The following is an 18,396-nucleotide window of genomic DNA, read 5'->3' as shown; positions in this document are numbered from 1 at the left end:
ACAGATGAAGGGAAACCAGGCGGTAATTGGTTTGGATATTGGAACAACAAGTACAAAGGCGGTTCTATTTGGACCACAGGGGAAAGTGATAGCAAAGCATTCGGTTCCTTATGATCTCATTCAGCCCCAACCAGCATGGGTTGAACAGGACCCTGAACATATACTAGAAGCTGTCATTGCAAGTGTAAGAGGCGTGTTGACGAAAGCAGCATTTGATGCAAAACGTCTCATAGGCATCGGAATTAGTACAGCGATGCATTCCTTGATTGTGATGGATAAGGATGGCAAGGCGTTAACGAACAGTATCATTTGGGCAGATAACAGAAGTGCAGAACAAGCGAAGCGAATCATTTCGGACATGGATGGCTTCCAAGTGTATAAAAGAACCGGTACACCGATCCATCCAATGTCACCGCTTTCAAAAATAAGGTGGTTCAAGGAAATGGCACCTGATGTCTTTAAAAAGGCAGCGAAATTTATTTCCATCAAAGAATATATTCTTTATCATTTCTTTGGCCAGTATGTGGTCGATTATTCAATTGCTTCAGCAACAGGGCTGTTCCGATTGGAAACGCTTCAATGGGATGAAGAGGCGCTTCGTATTACTGGAATTAAAGCCAATCAATTGTCTGAACTTGTTCCGACGACGCATCAGCTGAGAGGTCTTCAGCCAGAGATCGCCCTGCGAATGGGTATTGCGGAAGATACACCCTTTGTGGTTGGTGCGAATGATGGGGTTCTCGCGAATTTAGGTGTGGGGGCAATTGGAAAAGGTGAGGTGGCTGTCACGATTGGGACAAGCGGTGCAGTCCGTACGGTCGTGGACAAACCAATCACAGATGAACAATCAAGAACGTTCTGCTATGCGCTGACTGATAAGCATTGGGTGGTTGGAGGACCGACGAATAATGGCGGAATCATGCTGAGATGGCTGAAGGATGAATTTGGATCCTCGGAGGTGGAGGTAGCAAAGCGCCTTGGAGTGGATCCTTATGACCTGATGATTGATATTGCGAAAAAAGTTCCAGCCGGCTCAGAGGGGCTGCTGTTTCTGCCATTTTTAACGGGTGAGCGTGCACCTTATTGGAATCCAAATGCGAGAGGTACTTTCTTTGGGATCGGTCTTCAGCATAAGCGGGAGCATTTTATAAGAGCTGTGTTAGAAGGCGTTATTATGAGTGTTTTCTCAATCGGTGTTGCCTTAAGGGATTTAACCGGTTCAGCAAAGGATGTCAGGGCATCGGGCGGATTTGCGCGATCTCCGCTGTGGCGGCAAATTTTAGCGGATACGATGGGCAGGGAAGTACTTGTTCCAGAAAGCTACGAGGCATCAGCACTTGGGGCGGCTGTCCTCGCACTTCATAGTTTAGGTTATATGGAAGAGATAGAAGAGATTCAAGATTGGATTCGAATCTCTGCCCGTCATGAACCAAATATGGAGAACAATGAAACATACATAGAACTGTTTTACTTATATGAGCGCCTCTATGACAAACTGAAGGATGAATTTGATGTCATTAGTGCGCTGCAATTAAAACAAAATCATTAAACATCAGGGAAAAGGTGGGAGAGCATGCTTTTATTCATCGTGATTGCAGCAATTGTCCTTTTACTCATCCTCATAACAGTTGCTAAGTTGAATCCGTTTGTGAGTTTAATTATTACTTCTATGTTAGTCGGCTTTGCCACAGGGATGGACCTGCAGGAAATCATTCAATCCATTAAAACGGGGTTAGGCAATACGTTATCATTATTGGCCATAGTTCTAGCGCTTGGCACCATGCTTGGGAAAATGATGGCTGAATCGGGTGGAGCTGAGCGGATCGCTCACACATTAATCGGCCGGTTTGGGACAAAAAATGTGCATTGGGCAATGATGTTTGTTGCCTTTATTGTGGGGATACCTGTCTTTTTCCAGGTCGGATTCGTTCTTCTCATTCCTTTATTGTTTACGATTGCGATTGAAACGGGCATCTCGCTCGTGACAATTGGGATTTCGCTCATTGCTGGCTTGTCTGTCGTTCATGGTCTGGTACCGCCTCATCCAGCTGCCATGGCGGCTGTCGGCATCTATCATGCCAACGTGGGGAAAACCATTTTCTTTTCCATTATTGTCGGTTTACCGACAGCTATTATTGCTGGACCGCTGTATGGAAAGTGGATTGGAAAACGGATTCATAAACCCGTTCCGGAGCTGCTGAGAAAGCAATTTACTGAACGCAATGAAGATCGAAAACTTCCCGGTTTTGCAAATACGATGTTTACGATTTTGGTGCCAGTGATTCTAATGCTTCTTGCCACACTGGCAGATATTATTTTACCAGAGGACAGTTTATGGTTTCAGATATTCAAGTACATTGGAGATCCAATTACAGCACTGCTGATTGCAACGGTGTCTTCTTTCTTCAGTCTTGGCTTTGTGCAAGGGATGAGCCGTGACCGGGTGCTTTCCTTTAGTAATGAGTGCTTAGGTCCGATCGCTTCCATTCTGCTTGTCATTGGAGCAGGCGGGGCTTTCAATAATGTGCTCATCGATTCAGGTGTCGGTGATTATATTGCAGATTTAGCCAAACATTCGCCGATCTCGCCAATTTTGCTTAGCTGGCTGATTGCTGCGGTTATTCGTGTGGCAACAGGATCAGCTACGGTCTCCATGATGACCGCAGCTGGTATTGTCGCACCGATTGCTGCATCTATGCCGGGTGTGAGCAGAGAGCTTCTAGTGTTGGCTACAGGGGCGGGTTCGTTGATTTTGTCTCACGTCAATGATTCTGGTTTTTGGCTGATTAAAGAGTATTTTGGTATGACCATTAAAGAAACGTTTTTGACATGGACGGCTATGGAGACAATTATTTCTGTTAGTGCTATTGCATTTATTATGATCATTAATATGTTTATATAGCGAAACGCAACAGCCTGATTCTTCGGAATTGGGCTGTTTTTGCTTTTAGCCATACCACCTTTTTCAGATTGGGGTAAAATGAAGATATTGAGATGTGGGAGGCGGACAAGATCGAACCATTAAAACACGTTTATCATGAATTATTTATTGCAGAATTAGCCGAGAAACTTGCACAAGCGTCGACTGGATTTGATGCTGAAGAATTCCAACGGCTTGTGCTCCAAAAGGATTGGGAGCAGCTGGAGTTAAAAGGCAGAATGAGAAGAGTCACTGAATCAATGCATGCCTGTCTACCTAAGGATTATGAGCAGGCAATTGAGGTGCTGCGTCAGACAGCCCCGCATTTTTCAGGACTTAGTGCGCTTGTATTTCCAGACTACGTCGAAACGTATGGTCTAGCACATTGGGATATCTCGATCAAGGCGCTCGAATTCTTTACGCCTTTTTCCACTTCTGAATTTGCTGTTCGGCCTTTTCTAATTCAGGATCAAGACAAAATGCTGGCGCAAATGCTCGTATGGTCACAGAATCAAAACGAGCATATCCGGCGGCTTGCTAGTGAAGGATGCAGACCACGTTTGCCATGGGGATTAACTGTTCCTGCACTTAAAAAAGACCCTTCGGTTACGTTCCCTATATTAGAAAACTTGAAGTCGGACCCAGCGCGGTATGTGCAAAAAAGTGTAGCGAACCACTTAAATGATATTTCTGCAATTCAGCCTGATCTGATGAAGAAGACGGCTAAAAGCTGGTATGGAACGAATGAACATACGAATTGGATCATCAAACATGCATCCCGTACCTTACTAAAAAAAGGTGATCCAGATATCATGGCTTTGTTTGGTTATGGGGACGATCCATCTGTTCAAGTAACGGATTTGAAGGTAGTGCAAAATCCAATTCGTATTGGAGAGAAAATGACCTTTCAATTTACTCTTCAAGCTGCTAAGCCACTAAAGTTGCGTGTAGAGTATGCCATAGACTATGTCAAAGCTCGGGGTACCCGCAATCAAAAGGTATTTAAAATCACAGAATTTGAAACAAGTGCAGCGTTACATAGAGAATTCGTCAGGTCACAGTCCTTTCAAAATATGACGACGAGAAAGCATTATGAGGGAATCCATACTTTAACGATTATCATCAACGGCATTCCAAAAGCATCGGTTGATTTTGAAGTAACAGAAGATAGAAGCTCATGAAAAAACCCGCCATTTCGGCGGGTTTTGGTGTTTAAGCTTTCTTTTTCATTAAGAATGAAGCGATGATGGCAGCGACTAAGAAGCCGATGCTGATAATGGAGCTAGGCAGGTTTTCTTGTCTGAATAGGAACAAAACAAAGCTCAAGCTGAGTACAAGACCTGCAAATAAAGTCAAATACGGAAACAGCCACACTTTGAAATACGGCTCCTGTGGATATTTTGGACGCAGCTTTAGATGTGCCATACAAATGCTGATCCAAATGAGTGAAACCGCAAAACCAGGAATAGCCAGCATATAGCTGAAAATTTGGTCCGGATATAAGTAAGCAAAGAATGTTCCAATGAGAAGAAATAGAACGGTGACCCATAAACTCAAAATGGGTACGCCTCTTTTGTTGACCTGTGCCAGCTTTTTCGGCCCGCCATCTGATTTAGAAAGAGAATGAATCATTCTCGTCGTTCCATAAATTCCAGAATTCGCCGCAGATAGAACGGCTGTAATCAAGACGAAATTAATGAAGTGAGAGGCGCCTTGCATACCAGCAGCAGAGAAGACTTGGACAAAAGGACTGTTATTTGGGTCAATTTGATTCCAAGGAATGAGTCCGCAGATGATCAAAATCGGCAATGTGTAGAATAAGATAATCCGCCACATCATACTTTTGACTACTCCAGGCAAGACCTTCTCCGCATCCTTTGTTTCAGTAATGGTCAGCCCGATCAATTCAGAGCCTCCATAAGAGAAAATAACCACTAAAAGTGATGCAAAGATCGCACCCCATCCGTTCGGGACGAAGTTTTGATAGTTGGTAAGCGCTGGTGTGCTTTGTTCGTTTGGAATGATCCCAAATAATAATGCTGCACCGAGAATAATAAAGACAATAATAACGAAAATCTTCATTCCAGCGAACCAAAATTCAATTTCACCAAAGTATTTTACATTATTTAAGTTAATTCCGATGACTAAGAGTGAGCAAAGTAAACATAGTGACCATAGCGGTACGTTCGGCAGCCAGTATTGAAGCAGACTGCCAGCTGCAATAATCTCAATGACACATACAGTGAGCCACATAAAACAGTAAACCCAGCCGACGACAAATGAAAAACGTTGACCAAGCGCAATTTGTATAAGGTCGCGTAGATTATTTCCCGGGTACACAATGGCCATTTCGGCTAATGCTGCCATCACAATGAGGAGCAGCAATCCGGCAAATACATAGGAAAAGATCACCCCAGGACCTGCTAAACCAATTGTATCGGCACTTCCTTTAAAGATTCCTGTACCAATGACCCCGCCCATCGCAATCATGCGAATGTGACGCGGTGATAAAAGCTTTTTTAATTCTTGTTGCTCCTGATTCGCGCTCATGACGTTCTCCTTTTTTAAAAATGCTTATGTTCCATTTTCTTTTTTCAAGACGCCAGTGTCAATATAAAAAAAGAGATTTTTCAGACAAAAACAGAGGTTGATTCTATCATTTTACCCACATATCTCCATAAAACACTTCCTTCATCCCAATCCAACTTATGAAACCTCATGAAAAAATAAACATTTGCCTTCATTCTGACATAAACAATTTTCAGTTTTTGTCGATATATCATTTGTATTACTAAAGTCCTAATAAAGAATTGTTTATAACTGTAAAATATTTCAATAACGTTAGAGTTGAAAGGAGTTATGAAAGATGTTTAAGAGAAAAGCAAATGATTCATCGGCTGGAATCCTTCTGAGTGAAAGCAGCCAATTAATAGAAAGAATCGAAAAAGGAGACCTTTCAGCAAGATTAGATACTGCTGCATTTTCTTCTAGCCAAACGATAGAAGCGGTAGCGCAAATTAATGAAGCTTTGCAAAAGATGCAGGATGCCAATGAAAATATTCAAATGCGGATGGATTTAGTGACAAAAGCCATTCAAGTTGGCTTATGGGATATGGTCGTTATCGCTGGAGATCCAGTTAATCCAAAGAATGAATTCACATGGACGGATGATTTCCGCAAAATGCTCGGCTTTCAAAATGAGCACGATTTTCCAAATCTATTAGACAGCTGGGCATCTCGAATACATCCGGATGAACAAGAATATACATTAGATGCATTTGCTTCGCATTTATTGGACCATTCGGGGCGTACGCCGTATGATATCGAATATCGCTTAAAGTTAAAAAACGGAGATTATCGCTGGTTCAAAGCAACTGGAACGACCGTTCGTGATCGAAATGGTGTCCCTCTTCGTGTGGCGGGAGCACTTTTTGATATTCATGATCAGAAATTGAAAGAAGAAGAGCTGCAAGCATTTGTCACAAGATATGACTTAATCAACCGTGCGCTTGTCGAAGCTCCTTGGGACATGGTGGTAGAGGCCGGCGATCCAGTCAATCCAAATAACGAATTCTGGTGGTCTCCGCAGTTCAGATCAACTCTTGGCTTTACGGATGAAAAAGATTTCCCGAATGTTCTGAGCAGCTGGAGCGATCGTCTGCATCCTGAGGATCAAGAAATGGCTCTCCAAGCTTTTGCAGATCATTTAAATGACCACTCAGGCCGCACACCATTCGACATTGATTACAGATTACAGAGTAAAAATGGTGAGTACCGCTGGTATCATGCGGGTGGTGAAACCATTCGTGATGAAAAAGGTGTTCCTCTTCGTGTGGCAGGAACTATTCGTGACATCACGTTAGAAAAAAACAAAGAGAAAACAGCGGATGAAATGGCTTCACAAGTAGAACAGCTTTCAAGTTCTATTAGCGAGATGGTATCGGGCATTAGCTCTGTGACAAATCAAGCACAGGAGCTTGCTGTTGCTCAAGAGCAGTCAACGTCTGCCGCCCACTTAGCAAAAAATAGTGCAGATGAGACGAAAAATATTTCTGACTTAATCAAAGAAGTGGCGAACCAAACGAACCTGCTTGGTCTAAATGCTGCGATTGAAGCAGCTAGAGCTGGTGAACAAGGACGTGGATTCTCTGTCGTTGCAGATGAAGTGCGAAAGCTGGCGCTGCATAGTGCCAATGCAACGGAAAATATCGAATCTAGTTTAACGGATATGAAAACACAAATTGATGAAATTCTTGAAAATATCTCGAATATGACAGCTCTTACGCAAACTCAGGCTGCTTTAACAGAGCAGGTGAACGCTGCAGTCGATGAAGTGAATCACATGTCTCAGCGTCTTGTGGCGTATTCAAAGAGTATTTAATCGTCAAAAACCGCCCTCTCGTCGAAGGCGGTTTTTTCATTAAAATTGATCTGCTGGGAAAACAATACCTGCATCTTTTCTTGCAGCGTCAAGGACTTTCATCACGGAGAGACTTTCATCAAGCCATGCATAGCACTGTTCGTGATTTTCTGTTTCAATGATATGCTGGAAAGCTTCAGCCTCATAAAACAGACGGTTTGGATTCGTTTGTGCATTGAGTGAGACGACCCTATCATCAACATGCAGCAGCACTTCCTCGCACCCATTCGCCCCATTTTTCACATGAATGAAGCCTTTTTCTCCTTGAATCAATGCAAAGTTCATGCTGCTTGTATCCTTACTGCCCACACTTGTCGCAATAAAATCATTGTAAGTGAATGTCAAAACACCAGATGTGTCAATACCGTTTGGATGGCGGTTTGCCTGATATCGGACCTGCTCTGGTGATCCAAATAGGTTCATGATGAAATGGACATTATAGATATTAATATCCATCAGCGCTCCTCCAGAGAACGCAGGGTTAAAGACATTTGGCGTTTCGCCGGCTAGCAGCTGATTATATTTGCTTGAATATTGACTATAGTTGCATTGAACCAGTTTGATTTTACCTAATTGATGAAGATGCTTTTTGATTAAATGATAGTTTGGCATATGAACGGTCGTAATGGCTTCAAATAGGAGAAGCTGCTTTTCCTTTGCGAGAGCGATTAAGGCTTCCAGCTCTTTAACATTTGAGGTGAAAGGCTTTTCGCATATCACATGTTTTCCGTGTTTCAATGCAGCCGTTGCATGCTCGCTATGTAAACGATTTGGTGATGCGATGTAAACGGCTTCTACGTGAGGATCTTCTAGCATAGCGGTAAGATCCGTATAAGTTGTCTGCACCCCAAATTTGTCTGCGAGCTTCCTTGCCGTTTCTTCCTTTCTTGAATAGACAGCGTGGCAAGAAGCACCTTCGAGCTGGTCAATGGCTTGCAGGAAGCCTTCCACAATGATACCTGATCCAATGGTTGCGATGTTCATTCTCCAAAACTCCTTCCACTCGTTTAAGCTGTCTCTAGTATAACCGATGTTCTCATTGGACGTGTAATGAGATACCTGAGCGAAGGTGTGCCAGTGACCAAGACCGGCACACCTTTGGTAGCCCTTACAATCAGCTGATGTTTGCTAATGTTTGCTTTGTTAACAATTGAATAGCTGCCTTCCTTTTTTTTAACTCTTGAATAGAGTGTTGAATATCTTCGACTTTTTGCTCGAGCAGCTGTTCAGCTTCTGTTTTTGACTGTTTTTCGAAAAGTGATTTGATAATTTCACGAATTTCTTTAAGGGAGAAATCTAGCTTTCTCGCTTCGGTGATAAATGATAGCATGAGTACATATTTTTTATCATATAGACGATAGCCGTTATGCGCTCTTTTGGGCTCTGGGAGCACCCCTTCATTTTCGTAAAAACGAATGGTTTCAATATGTACTCCAGACATCTTTGACAATTTACCTCTCGTAAACGTAATCATTCCCTGCACCTCCTTTCTTTGCTATCCATCATACAATTAGATTTGCTAGTTTCAAAACATTCTATAGTGGTGAACAATTGGTCTATTTTACTTGTTGTAAATGGGGGATCAGCACGATGAAAAGAATACGTTATAATAGAGTAGACTCATGTGATATTTGTTACAGATATGAACAAGTAGACAGCGTGAAGAAAAAACGATAGGCTAAAATAGGTAAATAGTAATGAAATAACCTGTCATCATGGGAGTGGTGGCTCAAAATAGTGACAGCACGTTTTTGCTGAGAAAAGGGGACCAGTGAATGTATAAATTAGTCGCAATTGATATGGATGGTACGTTATTAAATGATCAACATATGGTGCCGGATGAAGTGTTTGAAGCCATTCAACAGGCAAAGGCAGAAGGAATTAAAATTGTCTTATGTACAGGTCGGCCAATTGGCGGGGTAAATCGCTATTTAGCTGATCTTCAGCTTGATCAAGAGGGAGATTATGTGATCGCCTATAATGGAGCGCTTGTTCAAAACAGCCATACAAATGAAGTGGTGTCAGAGCTGACATTATCCTATGATGATTTAACTTCTTTATATGAATTGAGCCGTCAACTGGATACACCGATGCATTATTTCGATTCGGCCAATTTATACACACCGAATCGCGATATTAGTGAATACACAGTGCATGAAGCCTATTTAACAAAGCTGCCGCTTAAATATATGCCTGTTGAAGAGGCAGATTCATCGATGAGACTTCCGAAAATGATGTATATTGATCAGCCAGAACGGTTGGAAAAAACGATACAAGCCATCCCGTCTGAAGTGAAGGAAAAGTATATGATGGTGAAAAGTACAGATTTCTTCCTTGAAATCCTGCATCCTGATGTGAGTAAGGGAAATGCTGTGAAGCTTCTAGCGAAGGAGCTGGGAATTTCTCGTGAAGAAGTCATGGCCATTGGTGACAACGGGAACGACATATCAATGGTAGAGTTTGCAGGCTGCGGTGTCGCTATGGGAAATGCCATTGATGATGTCAAAGCCGTAGCAGATGTTGTAACAAAATCTAATAATGAAGCCGGAGTAGCACATGTGCTGCATGAGCTGGTTTTAGGAAAATAAAAAGAGAGAGCGGTCTACCAGTGCGGTAGCCGCTTTTTTATATATTGGAGAAAAAGTAAACAAGCATACGTCTGCTACTTAAATTCGTCTTTTGCAGCATCGCTTTCACATGATCATGAACGGTATGGGGTGAAATAAATAACGTGCTCGCAATTTCCTTTGTCGACTGGCCCTTTAATAAGCAGTCGAGGACGTTCATTTCTCTTTCTGTCAGTCTGTACGTTTTCGCCGCATAAGGAAGGATATCATTTGTTTGAGCTCGTTTGATGTGAATCATGACAGCCTCCTCCTGCCTGTCAGCCTGCGCTAATCGAAAGGCTTGAAGAGAGAGGAACAACCCCGTAGGCAATCTCGTCATGCTTGCCGGTGTTTGCTCAATACCGCCGTATAAAAGTTTTGCCCCTAATGCTCTAAACGGGCGTGGCATGATCGCCCTGTCATGGATTTGTTCAAAGGCTTGAAACGTCTGAAGCCAATGAAGACCTGTCTCATTTCCATAAAGAAGGTTGTAATCGTGCGAAAGAATAAGGAAGCCTTGTTGCTCCGCCGCCGCGTCTTCTTCAGTATCTCTTTTCTTGAAAAGTTCATCTCTTAGCTTGGCTGCGAGTCTGGGCGTTTGTTCGATGACCGCTTGGATATCTTTTTCTTGAAAAGGTTCCTTGTCCTTTAGACGATAGAGGCTGGCAATCCCCCAGCATTCCCCTTGAATCACAAGAGCTGCCCGCAATTCATCAGACCATCCTTTAGGTAACAAAATATTTTGATAGCGCTCACTGCTAAGGTATTCTCCGCTTTGGACTAGGCTCGCAGCATGAACAGGGCCTTTGGCTAGAAACTCATGCTGATGTACGTCCCTTTTTAAAAACTCATTTTGAAACAGCTGGTCATGAATTTCTTCAATCGGTTCATCTGTGAAGGAACCTGTCGAGAGGAGAGTGGCTGGATCAATGGTCGTGATACAGGCGGCATCAAAATCAAGGACGGCAGCAAGTTCGTCCCGAATGTGTTGTCTCAGCTGCTGAAAATGAGTGGCTGGATTGGTCACATGATCTCCTCCTCAAAAATCCCCACTTTTAGGGATCGTGTTTTCTGTTGTCTCTTTTTACAATAAAGATGTCATATCTTTAGTGTACAGGAAACGATGGAAAGCGGAAAGGAACTGGAGGAGAAGGACATGAAAGAAAACCAGCATTGGCACGATCCTGTTGCTGAGTCATATGCAGCGACGATTTCACATAAAGTACCCGGCTATCACCTTTTGCATGAGTTAACAGTAGATGTATTAGAAACTGAAATAAAGAAAGCGGGCTCTCGTATTCTAACTGTCGGAGCAGGTGGGGGCGAAGAGATCATCAACATGTTACAAAGAAAAGAAGACTGGCTCATCACAGGGGTCGATCCGTCACCTTCTATGCTGGACATGGCGAAACAACGAGTTGCACAGCTAGAAATGGAGGCGCGTGTCACATGGCATGAGGCCTCATTAGATAAGGTTTCAGCTGAACCTGTTTACGATGCAGCAGTGAGCTTGCTTGTCATTCATTTTATAGAAAAGCGCCAGCTCTTTTTAAACGAGGTTGCCCGCAGGCTTCAACCAGAAGCACCGTTTATGTTGGCATTTATACAAGGCGAGATGAAGTCTCATGCATTTCAACAGGAGCTTCACATGCTCTCTCTTTTCATGCAGCGGCAAGGCCTAGAAAAAGAGGTGTTTACGTCCTTTAAAAACAGGCTGGGACAGACGACACACCCTGTTCCCGAGGAAGAAATAAAAGCGCAATTAATCAAAGCAGGATTTGAAGACATCAGACCTTATTTTCAGGCAGGAATGATCAAAGGGCTTGTTTGCAAGCGGAATCGTAGAGAGGCGGATGAGAAATGAGAACACAGGTGATGGTGATAGGCGGCTATGGACATGTTGGACAGCAAATATGTCTTCAGCTAAGTGAAGTGTATCCCGGTCAAATTGTTGCAGCAGGCAGAAGCTATGAGAAGGCAGAGAAATTTTCACGTCAGACAAAAGGGAAGGTTCTTCCCTATCAACTTGATGTCAGTGAGCCGTTATTTTCGGACTGGATGGATCAAACAAAGCTGGTGATCATGTGCCTTGATCAAGAAGACCCGTCATTTGCTGAAACAGTTCTGCGGTCAGGTATTGATTATATAGATATCTCTGCGAAAGGGGCCTACATGGAACAGGTGGCAAAGCTGGATCAGCAGTACATCGGTGCAACGGCTTTGCTCAGTGTAGGTCTCGCACCCGGCCTTACGAATTTATTAGCTGCGAAAGCATCATCTATGCTCTCATCAGTGAATCAAATAGATATAGGGATTATGCTTGGATTGGGTGATCAGCATGGAAAAGCCGCCATTGAATGGACGCTGGACAATGTCCATACTGACTATGTGCTTACTGAGCATCATCAACGTAAAAAAGTCAAAAGCTTTACTGGAGGCAAGCGTATAGATTTTGGGATGAAACTTGGAAAGAGGAAAGCCTATCAGTTCCCTTTCTCTGATCAGCAGACATTGCCTTTGACACTCAACGTGCCTTCTGTGACGACAAGGCTTTGTTTTGATTCTCGCGTGGCAACGCGGGCATTTGCCTTCACAAGGAGTCTTGGAATGACGTCACTTCTCACTGTTCCGAAAATCAAGGGAAGAGCCATTTCCATGATTCAATCGGCTCAAATGGGAACAGATCAATATGCAGTGAAAGTGGAGGCGACAGGAATGGAGAGGAACAAGATTCATCAAGCAGCGCTTGGAATAAAAGGGCATGATGAGTCTCAAGCCACAGCTCAAGTCGCCTCTGCTGCAGCACTACATTTATTGAGCAGGCGGTTTCAGACAGGTGTGTTTCATATCGAACAATTATTTTCATTAGCGTATGAGAATGGAGAATTTGCGTTGGTGGATCAAAAAACGAAGGAAAAGCGTGTGTTAGCGCTGAAAGCCAGCCTTTTAACCGCATAAAAGAATACGAACATAGGATGATTCAAATGGAGGGTTGTAGACGGGAATGATAAAAAGGTTACGTTTTGCAAATAAATTTCAAGTGGGTGTTTACAGTGTTAAATACAGAACAAGATATCATTAAGAATTATATAGATTCACCCCAAAAATTGAAAAAATTATATAAACGAGTATTGTTCGTTGTTAGTCTATCGCAAATATTTGGAGGGGCTGGACTAGCCGCAGGGATTACGGTAGGTGCCCTTTTAGCTCAACAAATGCTTGGAACGGAAGCCTATGCAGGAGTGCCAATGGCTTTATTTACTTTGGGGTCGGCTTGGGCAGCTTTCATTGTAGGAAAACTTTCACAACGTTATGGACGACGCATCGGTTTATCGACAGGTTTTGTTGTTGGAGGGATCGGAGCAATTGGCGTTGTGATTGCAGCTATGATGAATAGTGTCATTTTATTATTTGCATCGCTATTCATTTATGGTGCGGGAACATCCACAAATTTACAAGCTCGTTATGCTGGGACTGACTTAGCGAATTCTAAACAACGTGCAACGGCCATTAGTATGACAATGGTCATGACGACATTTGGAGCTGTAGCAGGTCCGAATTTAGTTGAAATGATGGGTAAATTCGCCGAATCAATTGGTGTTCCATCACTTGCGGGTCCCTTTATTTTATCAGCCGCAGCATTTATTGTAGCAGGTCTTGTCCTTTTTATTCTGCTGCGTCCTGATCCGTTAGTTATTGCACAAAAAATAGCAGCGTACAAAGCAAAACATGAGCATGGAAATCAACCAGATGCTGTTGATAAAAAAATAGATAAAAAAGGGATTACAGTAGGTGCCACGGTTATGATCTTAACTCAAATTGTCATGGTCGCACTCATGACCATGACACCGGTACATATGCAGCATCATGGTTATGGATTAGCCGAAGTGGGAATTGTTATTGGTTTTCATATAGGTGCAATGTATCTTCCTTCACCTATCACGGGTGTACTTGTAGATAAATTAGGACGAACAACTATGAGCATAGCGTCGGGCATAACATTGTTACTTGCTGGTTTAATAGCAGCATTCGCACCAAGTGATTCAATGATTCTATTAATCATTGCTCTGTCTTTACTTGGATTGGGATGGAACTTTGGTTTAATTAGTGGTACGGCTCAAATAGTTGATTCTACAGAACCATCAACCCGGGCCAAAATCCAAGGAACACTCGATGTTTTTATTGCGTTAGCAGGTGCTGCTGGCGGTGCTCTTTCAGGAATGGTAGCTGCGAATACGAGTTATGCTACATTATCTTTAAGCGGAGGAATTTTATCTTTATTTCTCATACCTGTAATAGTTTGGTCCTTTAAAAGTAAAACATAATGCAGCTCCGTGCTGCATCACAAAAAAAGACATGACCCCCCATAATGGGAGAGCATGTCTTTTCTTCATCCTCCATAAAAATATGTTTTGCTTCATAGTAGAGCACGTGCACAAATTTCTTCACATTGACAAGCTGGATGCTAGTCTTTTTATGATGATGTCGATACATCCCCTTTTTTCTTGATGCTCGCTGTGATGAGCTGTGTCAATGTGTCAGAACCTTTTTTTGAAAGGTGAACACCATCGGCCTGGAAATAGGATGGCTGTCCAGTAGCGGCTGAATGCCAATCAACCAAGGTGACATTTTGATCTTGATCTGCCACTCGCTGAATTACCGCATTCACATCATTTTCCCATGATCTCGGGACCCTCGTATTCACTAGGAAAATATGTGCCTTTGAAAAGTTTTGAATGAATGCTTTCAGCGTGTCCTCAGTAAAATAACCATTTGTGCCAAGTTCAATGATAACAGCGGCATTAGATTGATTAAATGATTTGTATTGAGGGGCGATGCTGATGGCTTCGTTCATCTGTCTTCCAACCTTCCCATCGATGGTGATCTGTTTATATGCGTTTTCAAGATTCGGCGCAATGTCTAACATGACGGAATCACCAATGGCAAGAATTTGGTGAAATTGTTTTTGATCAGCTGCTTTTTTCTCGTGCTTTTCTTTCTTTTTCTTCGCTTTTGATTCCGAAGGTTCGGCTGTTTTTTTCGGTGCTGTCTTAATTTGCGTCACTTCCTTCACATGTGGGGAGGAAGTGGACGAGTTAGACATGCCAATGATAAATAAGATCAAAAGAGCTGCAGTGATTCCAAGGAACACCTTATTAGATGTAGACCATTGTTTGATTCCTTTTTTCCAAATAGACCAAGAGGCAAAATATTGTCTGAAGCCATGCTGGCGGATTGGCTGTTCGATGAAGCGATAGGAAGCCTCAGCAACTAGTAAAATGGCGATGAGCTGCAATGTGACACGCGCGATGGAAGGCTGTCCAATTTCAATGACCGGTGTGGTCAGAACGATAATGGGATAATGCCACAGATAAATACCATAAGATCGCTTACCAAGCCAGACGAGCGGCTGAAAGGACAGCCATTTCCCGATAAGACTTGCAGGGTGGCAGACGCACGCAATTAAGATGGCCGCATTCAGACAGAATAAAAGCATGCCGCCCTGATAGAGAAAGGCATCGAAATCGTCCACTGCATAAATACAAAGTAGGAAAATCGCAAACGAACCGAACCCGGCAATATGTAAAATACGTCTGCCAACAGGAAGTAATTTCTTGCTGGATAGTCTTTGCATAGGCCACACAAATGCCAGACTGCACCCAATCAGGAGCGCAAATGCACGAGTATCTGTTCCATAATAAACCCTGCTTGGATCGGTATCTGGTGAATAAAGAATCGCCATCCATAGGGCGGAGACAAGTGCTAGGCCAAAGGTGATCATAGGCAGATGAGACCTGTTTTTTACCCATTTCAGCCCTGCAATCAACAGGACCGGCCAAATGATATAAAATTGCTCTTCAATTGCCAAAGACCACAAATTTTTCAGTGGAGATAGGGCATTGAAGCTATCAAAATATGAAAGCTCGTGAAAAATGTACCACCAGTTACTGACATAAAAAAAGGACGATATGGCATCGCCACGAATGGACAATAATGCGTTTGAACCAGCAATCGCGCACCAGCTGACGGTTATAAAGATCATGATGTAAGCAGCTGGAAGAAGCCTCCTGATCCGTCCCATCCAAAATGGCAAAAGCTCTTGATAGCCTAAATTCTGCTTATGTAACAAGATCGTTGTAATCAAGTAACCAGAAATGACAAAAAATAAATCAACGCCAAGAAACCCGCCGCTTGCGGGTCCGATATGTAAGTGATAAGCAATGACTGCCAATACAGCAACGGCTCTTAGTCCATCTAATCCTAAAATATAACGAAAACGATTTTCCTTGCTGTTCATGAAAATGAATCCCCCATCAATGTCAAACGCTTCTTTTTGTTGTTCATTCAAAAGAGCAACGATTCTTTTATTTTATATAAAATTAGACGAATCAGCATTACATTTTGTTGGCGAATTTCTGTCTTTTTTTAAAATTTTTTCATACGAAAAAAGAATTGGTGGGTGAAGAGATGTCGAATTTGATACTCAAAACCAAAATCCCTGTCATAATAAAAGAAGAAGGAAAGGGGATGTGTTGAATGAGAACGATCGAAAATGATCAGTTATTGGTTCAGATTCATGAAAAGGGAGCGGAAGTCAGGGAGGTGCTTGACAAGAAAAGCGGGCGTCACTATATGTGGTCTGGTGATCCAGCTTATTGGGGCAGGGTGTCGCCTATCTTGTTTCCAATTGTTGGGCGATTAATGAATGATCAATACAAGATGGACGATCAAACCTTCGAGCTCACGCAGCATGGATTTTTGCGTGATGTCAATTTTGATTTATATGAAGAAACGGAGCATACGGTGACCTTTCAATATGAATCAAGAAGCCGACACATGAAGCAATACCCGTATGAATTTACAGCACGTATTCGTTATGAACTATTAGAAAATGGACTGAAGATTTCCTGGGAAATTGATCATGACGGAGATGATACGATGTATTTCTCCATTGGAGGGCACCCAGCATTTCGTGTTCCTCTTGTTGAAGGTGAGCAAGCAGCAGATTATTCACTCACATTGACACCTTCGACTGAACATCTCCCTGTGCAATATGAACTGCGGAATTCACTTGTCAGAGAGAAAGGAAAAGGCATTGAGATTGAGCCGATCCAGCTTCGACCAGAGCTTTTTCAGCAGGATGCGATGATCTTTAGCCATATCAATCGAGTGTCTTTGACTTCTAGGGCAGGTCACGGAGTTGAGGTCGATCTCACTGGTTTTCCGTTCGTGGGCATTTGGTCGCCTTATGACCAAGAAAAAGGAACGATGGCTCCTTTTGTTTGTATTGAGCCGTGGTATGGCATTGCCGATATGGAAGGGACGAATGGGCAGTATAAAGAGAAGTTTGGCATTCAAACGTTAGAAAAGAATGAGACCTTTCATGCCGCTTATACCGTTTTCTTCAAATGAACATTTGTGCATGAAGAGGTGAACAATTTGTTATGATAGAAGAAAAAGGGGGCGTATGAATGGATCGAGAGAAACAACAGCTGAGTATTGAAGCGGCAAGGCTTTACTATTTGTCTGATTACAGCCAGCAGGAAATTGCCAAGCAGCTCAACTTGTCGAGACCGACTGTATCTCGGCTGCTTCAATATGCGAAAGAGAAGGGATACGTCCAGATTACGGTGATGGATCCGTTTGAGGATTTAAACGAGCTTTCTTCATTGCTCAAGGAAAAATATGACCTGCTCGAAGCTCATGTGGTGTTTTCGCCAAAAGACGACTATCCAACCATCACCGATTATTTGAGCCGATTTGGTGCAGATTACTTGCAAGAGACGGTGAAAGACGGTGATATCGTTGGCGTGAGCTGGGGAACGACTATGTATCAAATTGCACAAAAGATGCAACCTAAACAGGTAAAAGGTGTAGAGGTTGTCCAGCTCAAGGGCGGAATCAGCCATTCTCATGTGAATACATATTCTGCGGAAACCATTCAGTTGTTTGCTGAGGCCTTTCAAACAGCACCGCGCTATTTGCCGCTTCCTGTTGTATTTGATAGTGCTGCTGTCAAGGAAATGGTTGAGCAGGACAGACACATTCAGCGAATTATTGAAATGGGCAAGCAGGCGAATATCGCTGTGTTTACTGTTGGAACGGTAAGAGATGAGGCACTTTTGTTTAGACTAGGTTATTTCCGTGAAGAAGAAAAAGCGCTCCTCAAGGCATCCGCTGTCGGAGACATTTGCTCGCGTTTTTATGATCAAGATGGACGCATTTGCAGTGAAGCCATTAACAATCGCACAATTGGCGTGGAGCTAGATGATCTAAGGACAAAAGAACGATCCATCCTTGTCGCTGGCGGTCATCGAAAGGTGGCTTCTATACACGGTGCACTAAGAGGGAAATATGCGAATGTATTGATCATCGATCAGCACACGGCGAGGGCTCTTTTAAATGTCACAAAATAGATGAACAAAATTTCATAACCATGTTTACAATTG

General features: G+C 42.9%; 15 protein-coding genes. 10 read left to right on the top strand and 5 right to left on the bottom strand.

The window, feature by feature from the left end; translation table 11 throughout:
• The first annotated feature begins 4 nt into the window (after window positions 1-4).
• From gntK to NST59_RS18375, 3 genes are all read left to right on the top strand, one after another.
• Window positions 5-1,549, top strand: a complete 1,545-nt coding sequence (gene gntK, locus NST59_RS18385; protein WP_341040886.1) for a gluconokinase — start codon at window positions 5-7, stop codon at window positions 1,547-1,549.
• Window positions 1,550-1,573: 24 nt separating this feature from the next.
• A complete protein-coding gene (locus NST59_RS18380) occupies window positions 1,574-2,902 on the top strand; it encodes a GntP family permease (protein ID WP_341040885.1) in 1,329 nt (442 codons plus the stop codon).
• Between the two features lie 110 nt (window positions 2,903-3,012).
• Window positions 3,013-4,101, top strand: a complete 1,089-nt coding sequence (locus tag NST59_RS18375) for a DNA alkylation repair protein (protein ID WP_186315104.1) — start codon at window positions 3,013-3,015, stop codon at window positions 4,099-4,101.
• Between the two features lie 31 nt (window positions 4,102-4,132).
• On the opposite strand, the gene NST59_RS18370 is transcribed toward NST59_RS18375, so the two are convergent.
• Window positions 4,133-5,470: an amino acid permease gene (locus NST59_RS18370; RefSeq protein ID WP_024423951.1), complete on the bottom strand. Its 1,338-nt coding sequence runs from the start codon at window positions 5,468-5,470 to the stop codon at window positions 4,133-4,135.
• Between the two features lie 316 nt (window positions 5,471-5,786).
• Between NST59_RS18370 and NST59_RS18365 the strand changes: the two genes are divergently transcribed.
• Complete coding sequence (locus NST59_RS18365) at window positions 5,787-7,301, top strand: methyl-accepting chemotaxis protein (RefSeq protein ID WP_126682522.1); 1,515 nt, start codon at window positions 5,787-5,789, stop codon at window positions 7,299-7,301.
• A gap of 39 nt (window positions 7,302-7,340) precedes the next feature.
• On the opposite strand, the gene NST59_RS18360 is transcribed toward NST59_RS18365, so the two are convergent.
• Window positions 7,341-8,324 carry a Gfo/Idh/MocA family protein gene (locus NST59_RS18360; RefSeq protein WP_251180906.1) on the bottom strand — a complete coding sequence of 328 codons (984 nt, stop codon included), beginning with the start codon at window positions 8,322-8,324 and terminating at the stop codon, window positions 7,341-7,343.
• Window positions 8,325-8,454: 130 nt separating this feature from the next.
• A complete protein-coding gene (locus tag NST59_RS18355) occupies window positions 8,455-8,814 on the bottom strand; it encodes a MerR family transcriptional regulator (RefSeq protein WP_039182663.1) in 360 nt (119 codons plus the stop codon).
• A 301-nt stretch (window positions 8,815-9,115) separates the two neighbouring features.
• Here NST59_RS18355 and yidA point away from each other — a divergent pair, with 301 nt between their 5' ends.
• Window positions 9,116-9,928: a sugar-phosphatase gene (gene yidA, locus NST59_RS18350; protein WP_059377472.1), complete on the top strand. Its 813-nt coding sequence runs from the start codon at window positions 9,116-9,118 to the stop codon at window positions 9,926-9,928.
• Between the two features lie 37 nt (window positions 9,929-9,965).
• Here the strand turns inward: yidA and NST59_RS18345 are convergent, their stop codons facing one another.
• Window positions 9,966-10,973: a helix-turn-helix transcriptional regulator gene (locus NST59_RS18345; protein ID WP_144493846.1), complete on the bottom strand. Its 1,008-nt coding sequence runs from the start codon at window positions 10,971-10,973 to the stop codon at window positions 9,966-9,968.
• Between the two features lie 129 nt (window positions 10,974-11,102).
• On the opposite strand from NST59_RS18345, the gene NST59_RS18340 reads away from it, so the two are divergent.
• The 3 genes from NST59_RS18340 to NST59_RS18330 all read left to right on the top strand — a co-directional run bounded on the left by NST59_RS18340 (window position 11,103) and on the right by NST59_RS18330 (window position 14,271).
• Window positions 11,103-11,810: a class I SAM-dependent methyltransferase gene (locus tag NST59_RS18340; protein ID WP_260775031.1), complete on the top strand. Its 708-nt coding sequence runs from the start codon at window positions 11,103-11,105 to the stop codon at window positions 11,808-11,810.
• A complete protein-coding gene (locus NST59_RS18335; RefSeq protein WP_144489783.1) occupies window positions 11,807-12,904 on the top strand; it encodes a saccharopine dehydrogenase family protein in 1,098 nt (365 codons plus the stop codon). The genes NST59_RS18340 and NST59_RS18335 overlap by 4 nt, the downstream gene beginning before the upstream one ends.
• Before the next feature lie 95 nt (window positions 12,905-12,999).
• Window positions 13,000-14,271 carry an MFS transporter gene (locus NST59_RS18330; protein WP_144489785.1) on the top strand — a complete coding sequence of 424 codons (1,272 nt, stop codon included), beginning with the start codon at window positions 13,000-13,002 and terminating at the stop codon, window positions 14,269-14,271.
• Window positions 14,272-14,420: 149 nt separating this feature from the next.
• On the opposite strand, the gene NST59_RS18325 is transcribed toward NST59_RS18330, so the two are convergent.
• Entirely contained in the window at window positions 14,421-16,244 is a 1,824-nt protein-coding gene (locus NST59_RS18325; RefSeq protein ID WP_341040883.1) for an acyltransferase family protein, read from the bottom strand.
• 239 nt (window positions 16,245-16,483) lie between these two features.
• Between NST59_RS18325 and NST59_RS18320 the strand changes: the two genes are divergently transcribed.
• A complete protein-coding gene (locus NST59_RS18320; protein ID WP_251180911.1) occupies window positions 16,484-17,359 on the top strand; it encodes an aldose 1-epimerase family protein in 876 nt (291 codons plus the stop codon).
• A 59-nt stretch (window positions 17,360-17,418) separates the two neighbouring features.
• Window positions 17,419-18,363, top strand: a complete 945-nt coding sequence (locus NST59_RS18315; protein ID WP_144489789.1) for a sugar-binding transcriptional regulator — start codon at window positions 17,419-17,421, stop codon at window positions 18,361-18,363.
• Window positions 18,364-18,396 lie beyond the last annotated feature (33 nt).

It is taken from the genome of Bacillus sp. FSL R5-0439, assembly GCF_038008805.1.
GTDB classification, from domain to species: domain Bacteria; phylum Bacillota; class Bacilli; order Bacillales; family Bacillaceae; genus Bacillus; species Bacillus safensis.
Note: the sequence above shows the minus strand (reverse complement) of the source record. Positions and strands in the feature narration are given on the sequence as shown.

Excerpts from the sequence above, each read along its gene's own strand:
- NST59_RS18360 (WP_251180906.1), bottom strand. The coding sequence starts at position 8,324 with ATGAACATCGCAACCATTGGATCAGGTATCATTGTGGAAGGCTTCCTG.
- yidA (WP_059377472.1), top strand. The coding sequence starts at position 9,116 with ATGTATAAATTAGTCGCAATTGATATGGATGGTACGTTATTAAATGAT.
- NST59_RS18355 (WP_039182663.1), bottom strand. The coding sequence starts at position 8,814 with ATGATTACGTTTACGAGAGGTAAATTGTCAAAGATGTCTGGAGTACAT.
- NST59_RS18370 (WP_024423951.1), bottom strand. The coding sequence starts at position 5,470 with ATGAGCGCGAATCAGGAGCAACAAGAATTAAAAAAGCTTTTATCACCG.
- NST59_RS18325 (WP_341040883.1), bottom strand. The coding sequence starts at position 16,244 with ATGAACAGCAAGGAAAATCGTTTTCGTTATATTTTAGGATTAGATGGA.
- NST59_RS18340 (WP_260775031.1), top strand. The coding sequence starts at position 11,103 with ATGAAAGAAAACCAGCATTGGCACGATCCTGTTGCTGAGTCATATGCA.
- NST59_RS18365 (WP_126682522.1), top strand. The coding sequence starts at position 5,787 with ATGTTTAAGAGAAAAGCAAATGATTCATCGGCTGGAATCCTTCTGAGT.
- gntK (WP_341040886.1), top strand. The coding sequence starts at position 5 with ATGAAGGGAAACCAGGCGGTAATTGGTTTGGATATTGGAACAACAAGT.
- NST59_RS18320 (WP_251180911.1), top strand. The coding sequence starts at position 16,484 with ATGAGAACGATCGAAAATGATCAGTTATTGGTTCAGATTCATGAAAAG.
- NST59_RS18315 (WP_144489789.1), top strand. The coding sequence starts at position 17,419 with ATGGATCGAGAGAAACAACAGCTGAGTATTGAAGCGGCAAGGCTTTAC.
- NST59_RS18380 (WP_341040885.1), top strand. The coding sequence starts at position 1,574 with ATGCTTTTATTCATCGTGATTGCAGCAATTGTCCTTTTACTCATCCTC.
- NST59_RS18335 (WP_144489783.1), top strand. The coding sequence starts at position 11,807 with ATGAGAACACAGGTGATGGTGATAGGCGGCTATGGACATGTTGGACAG.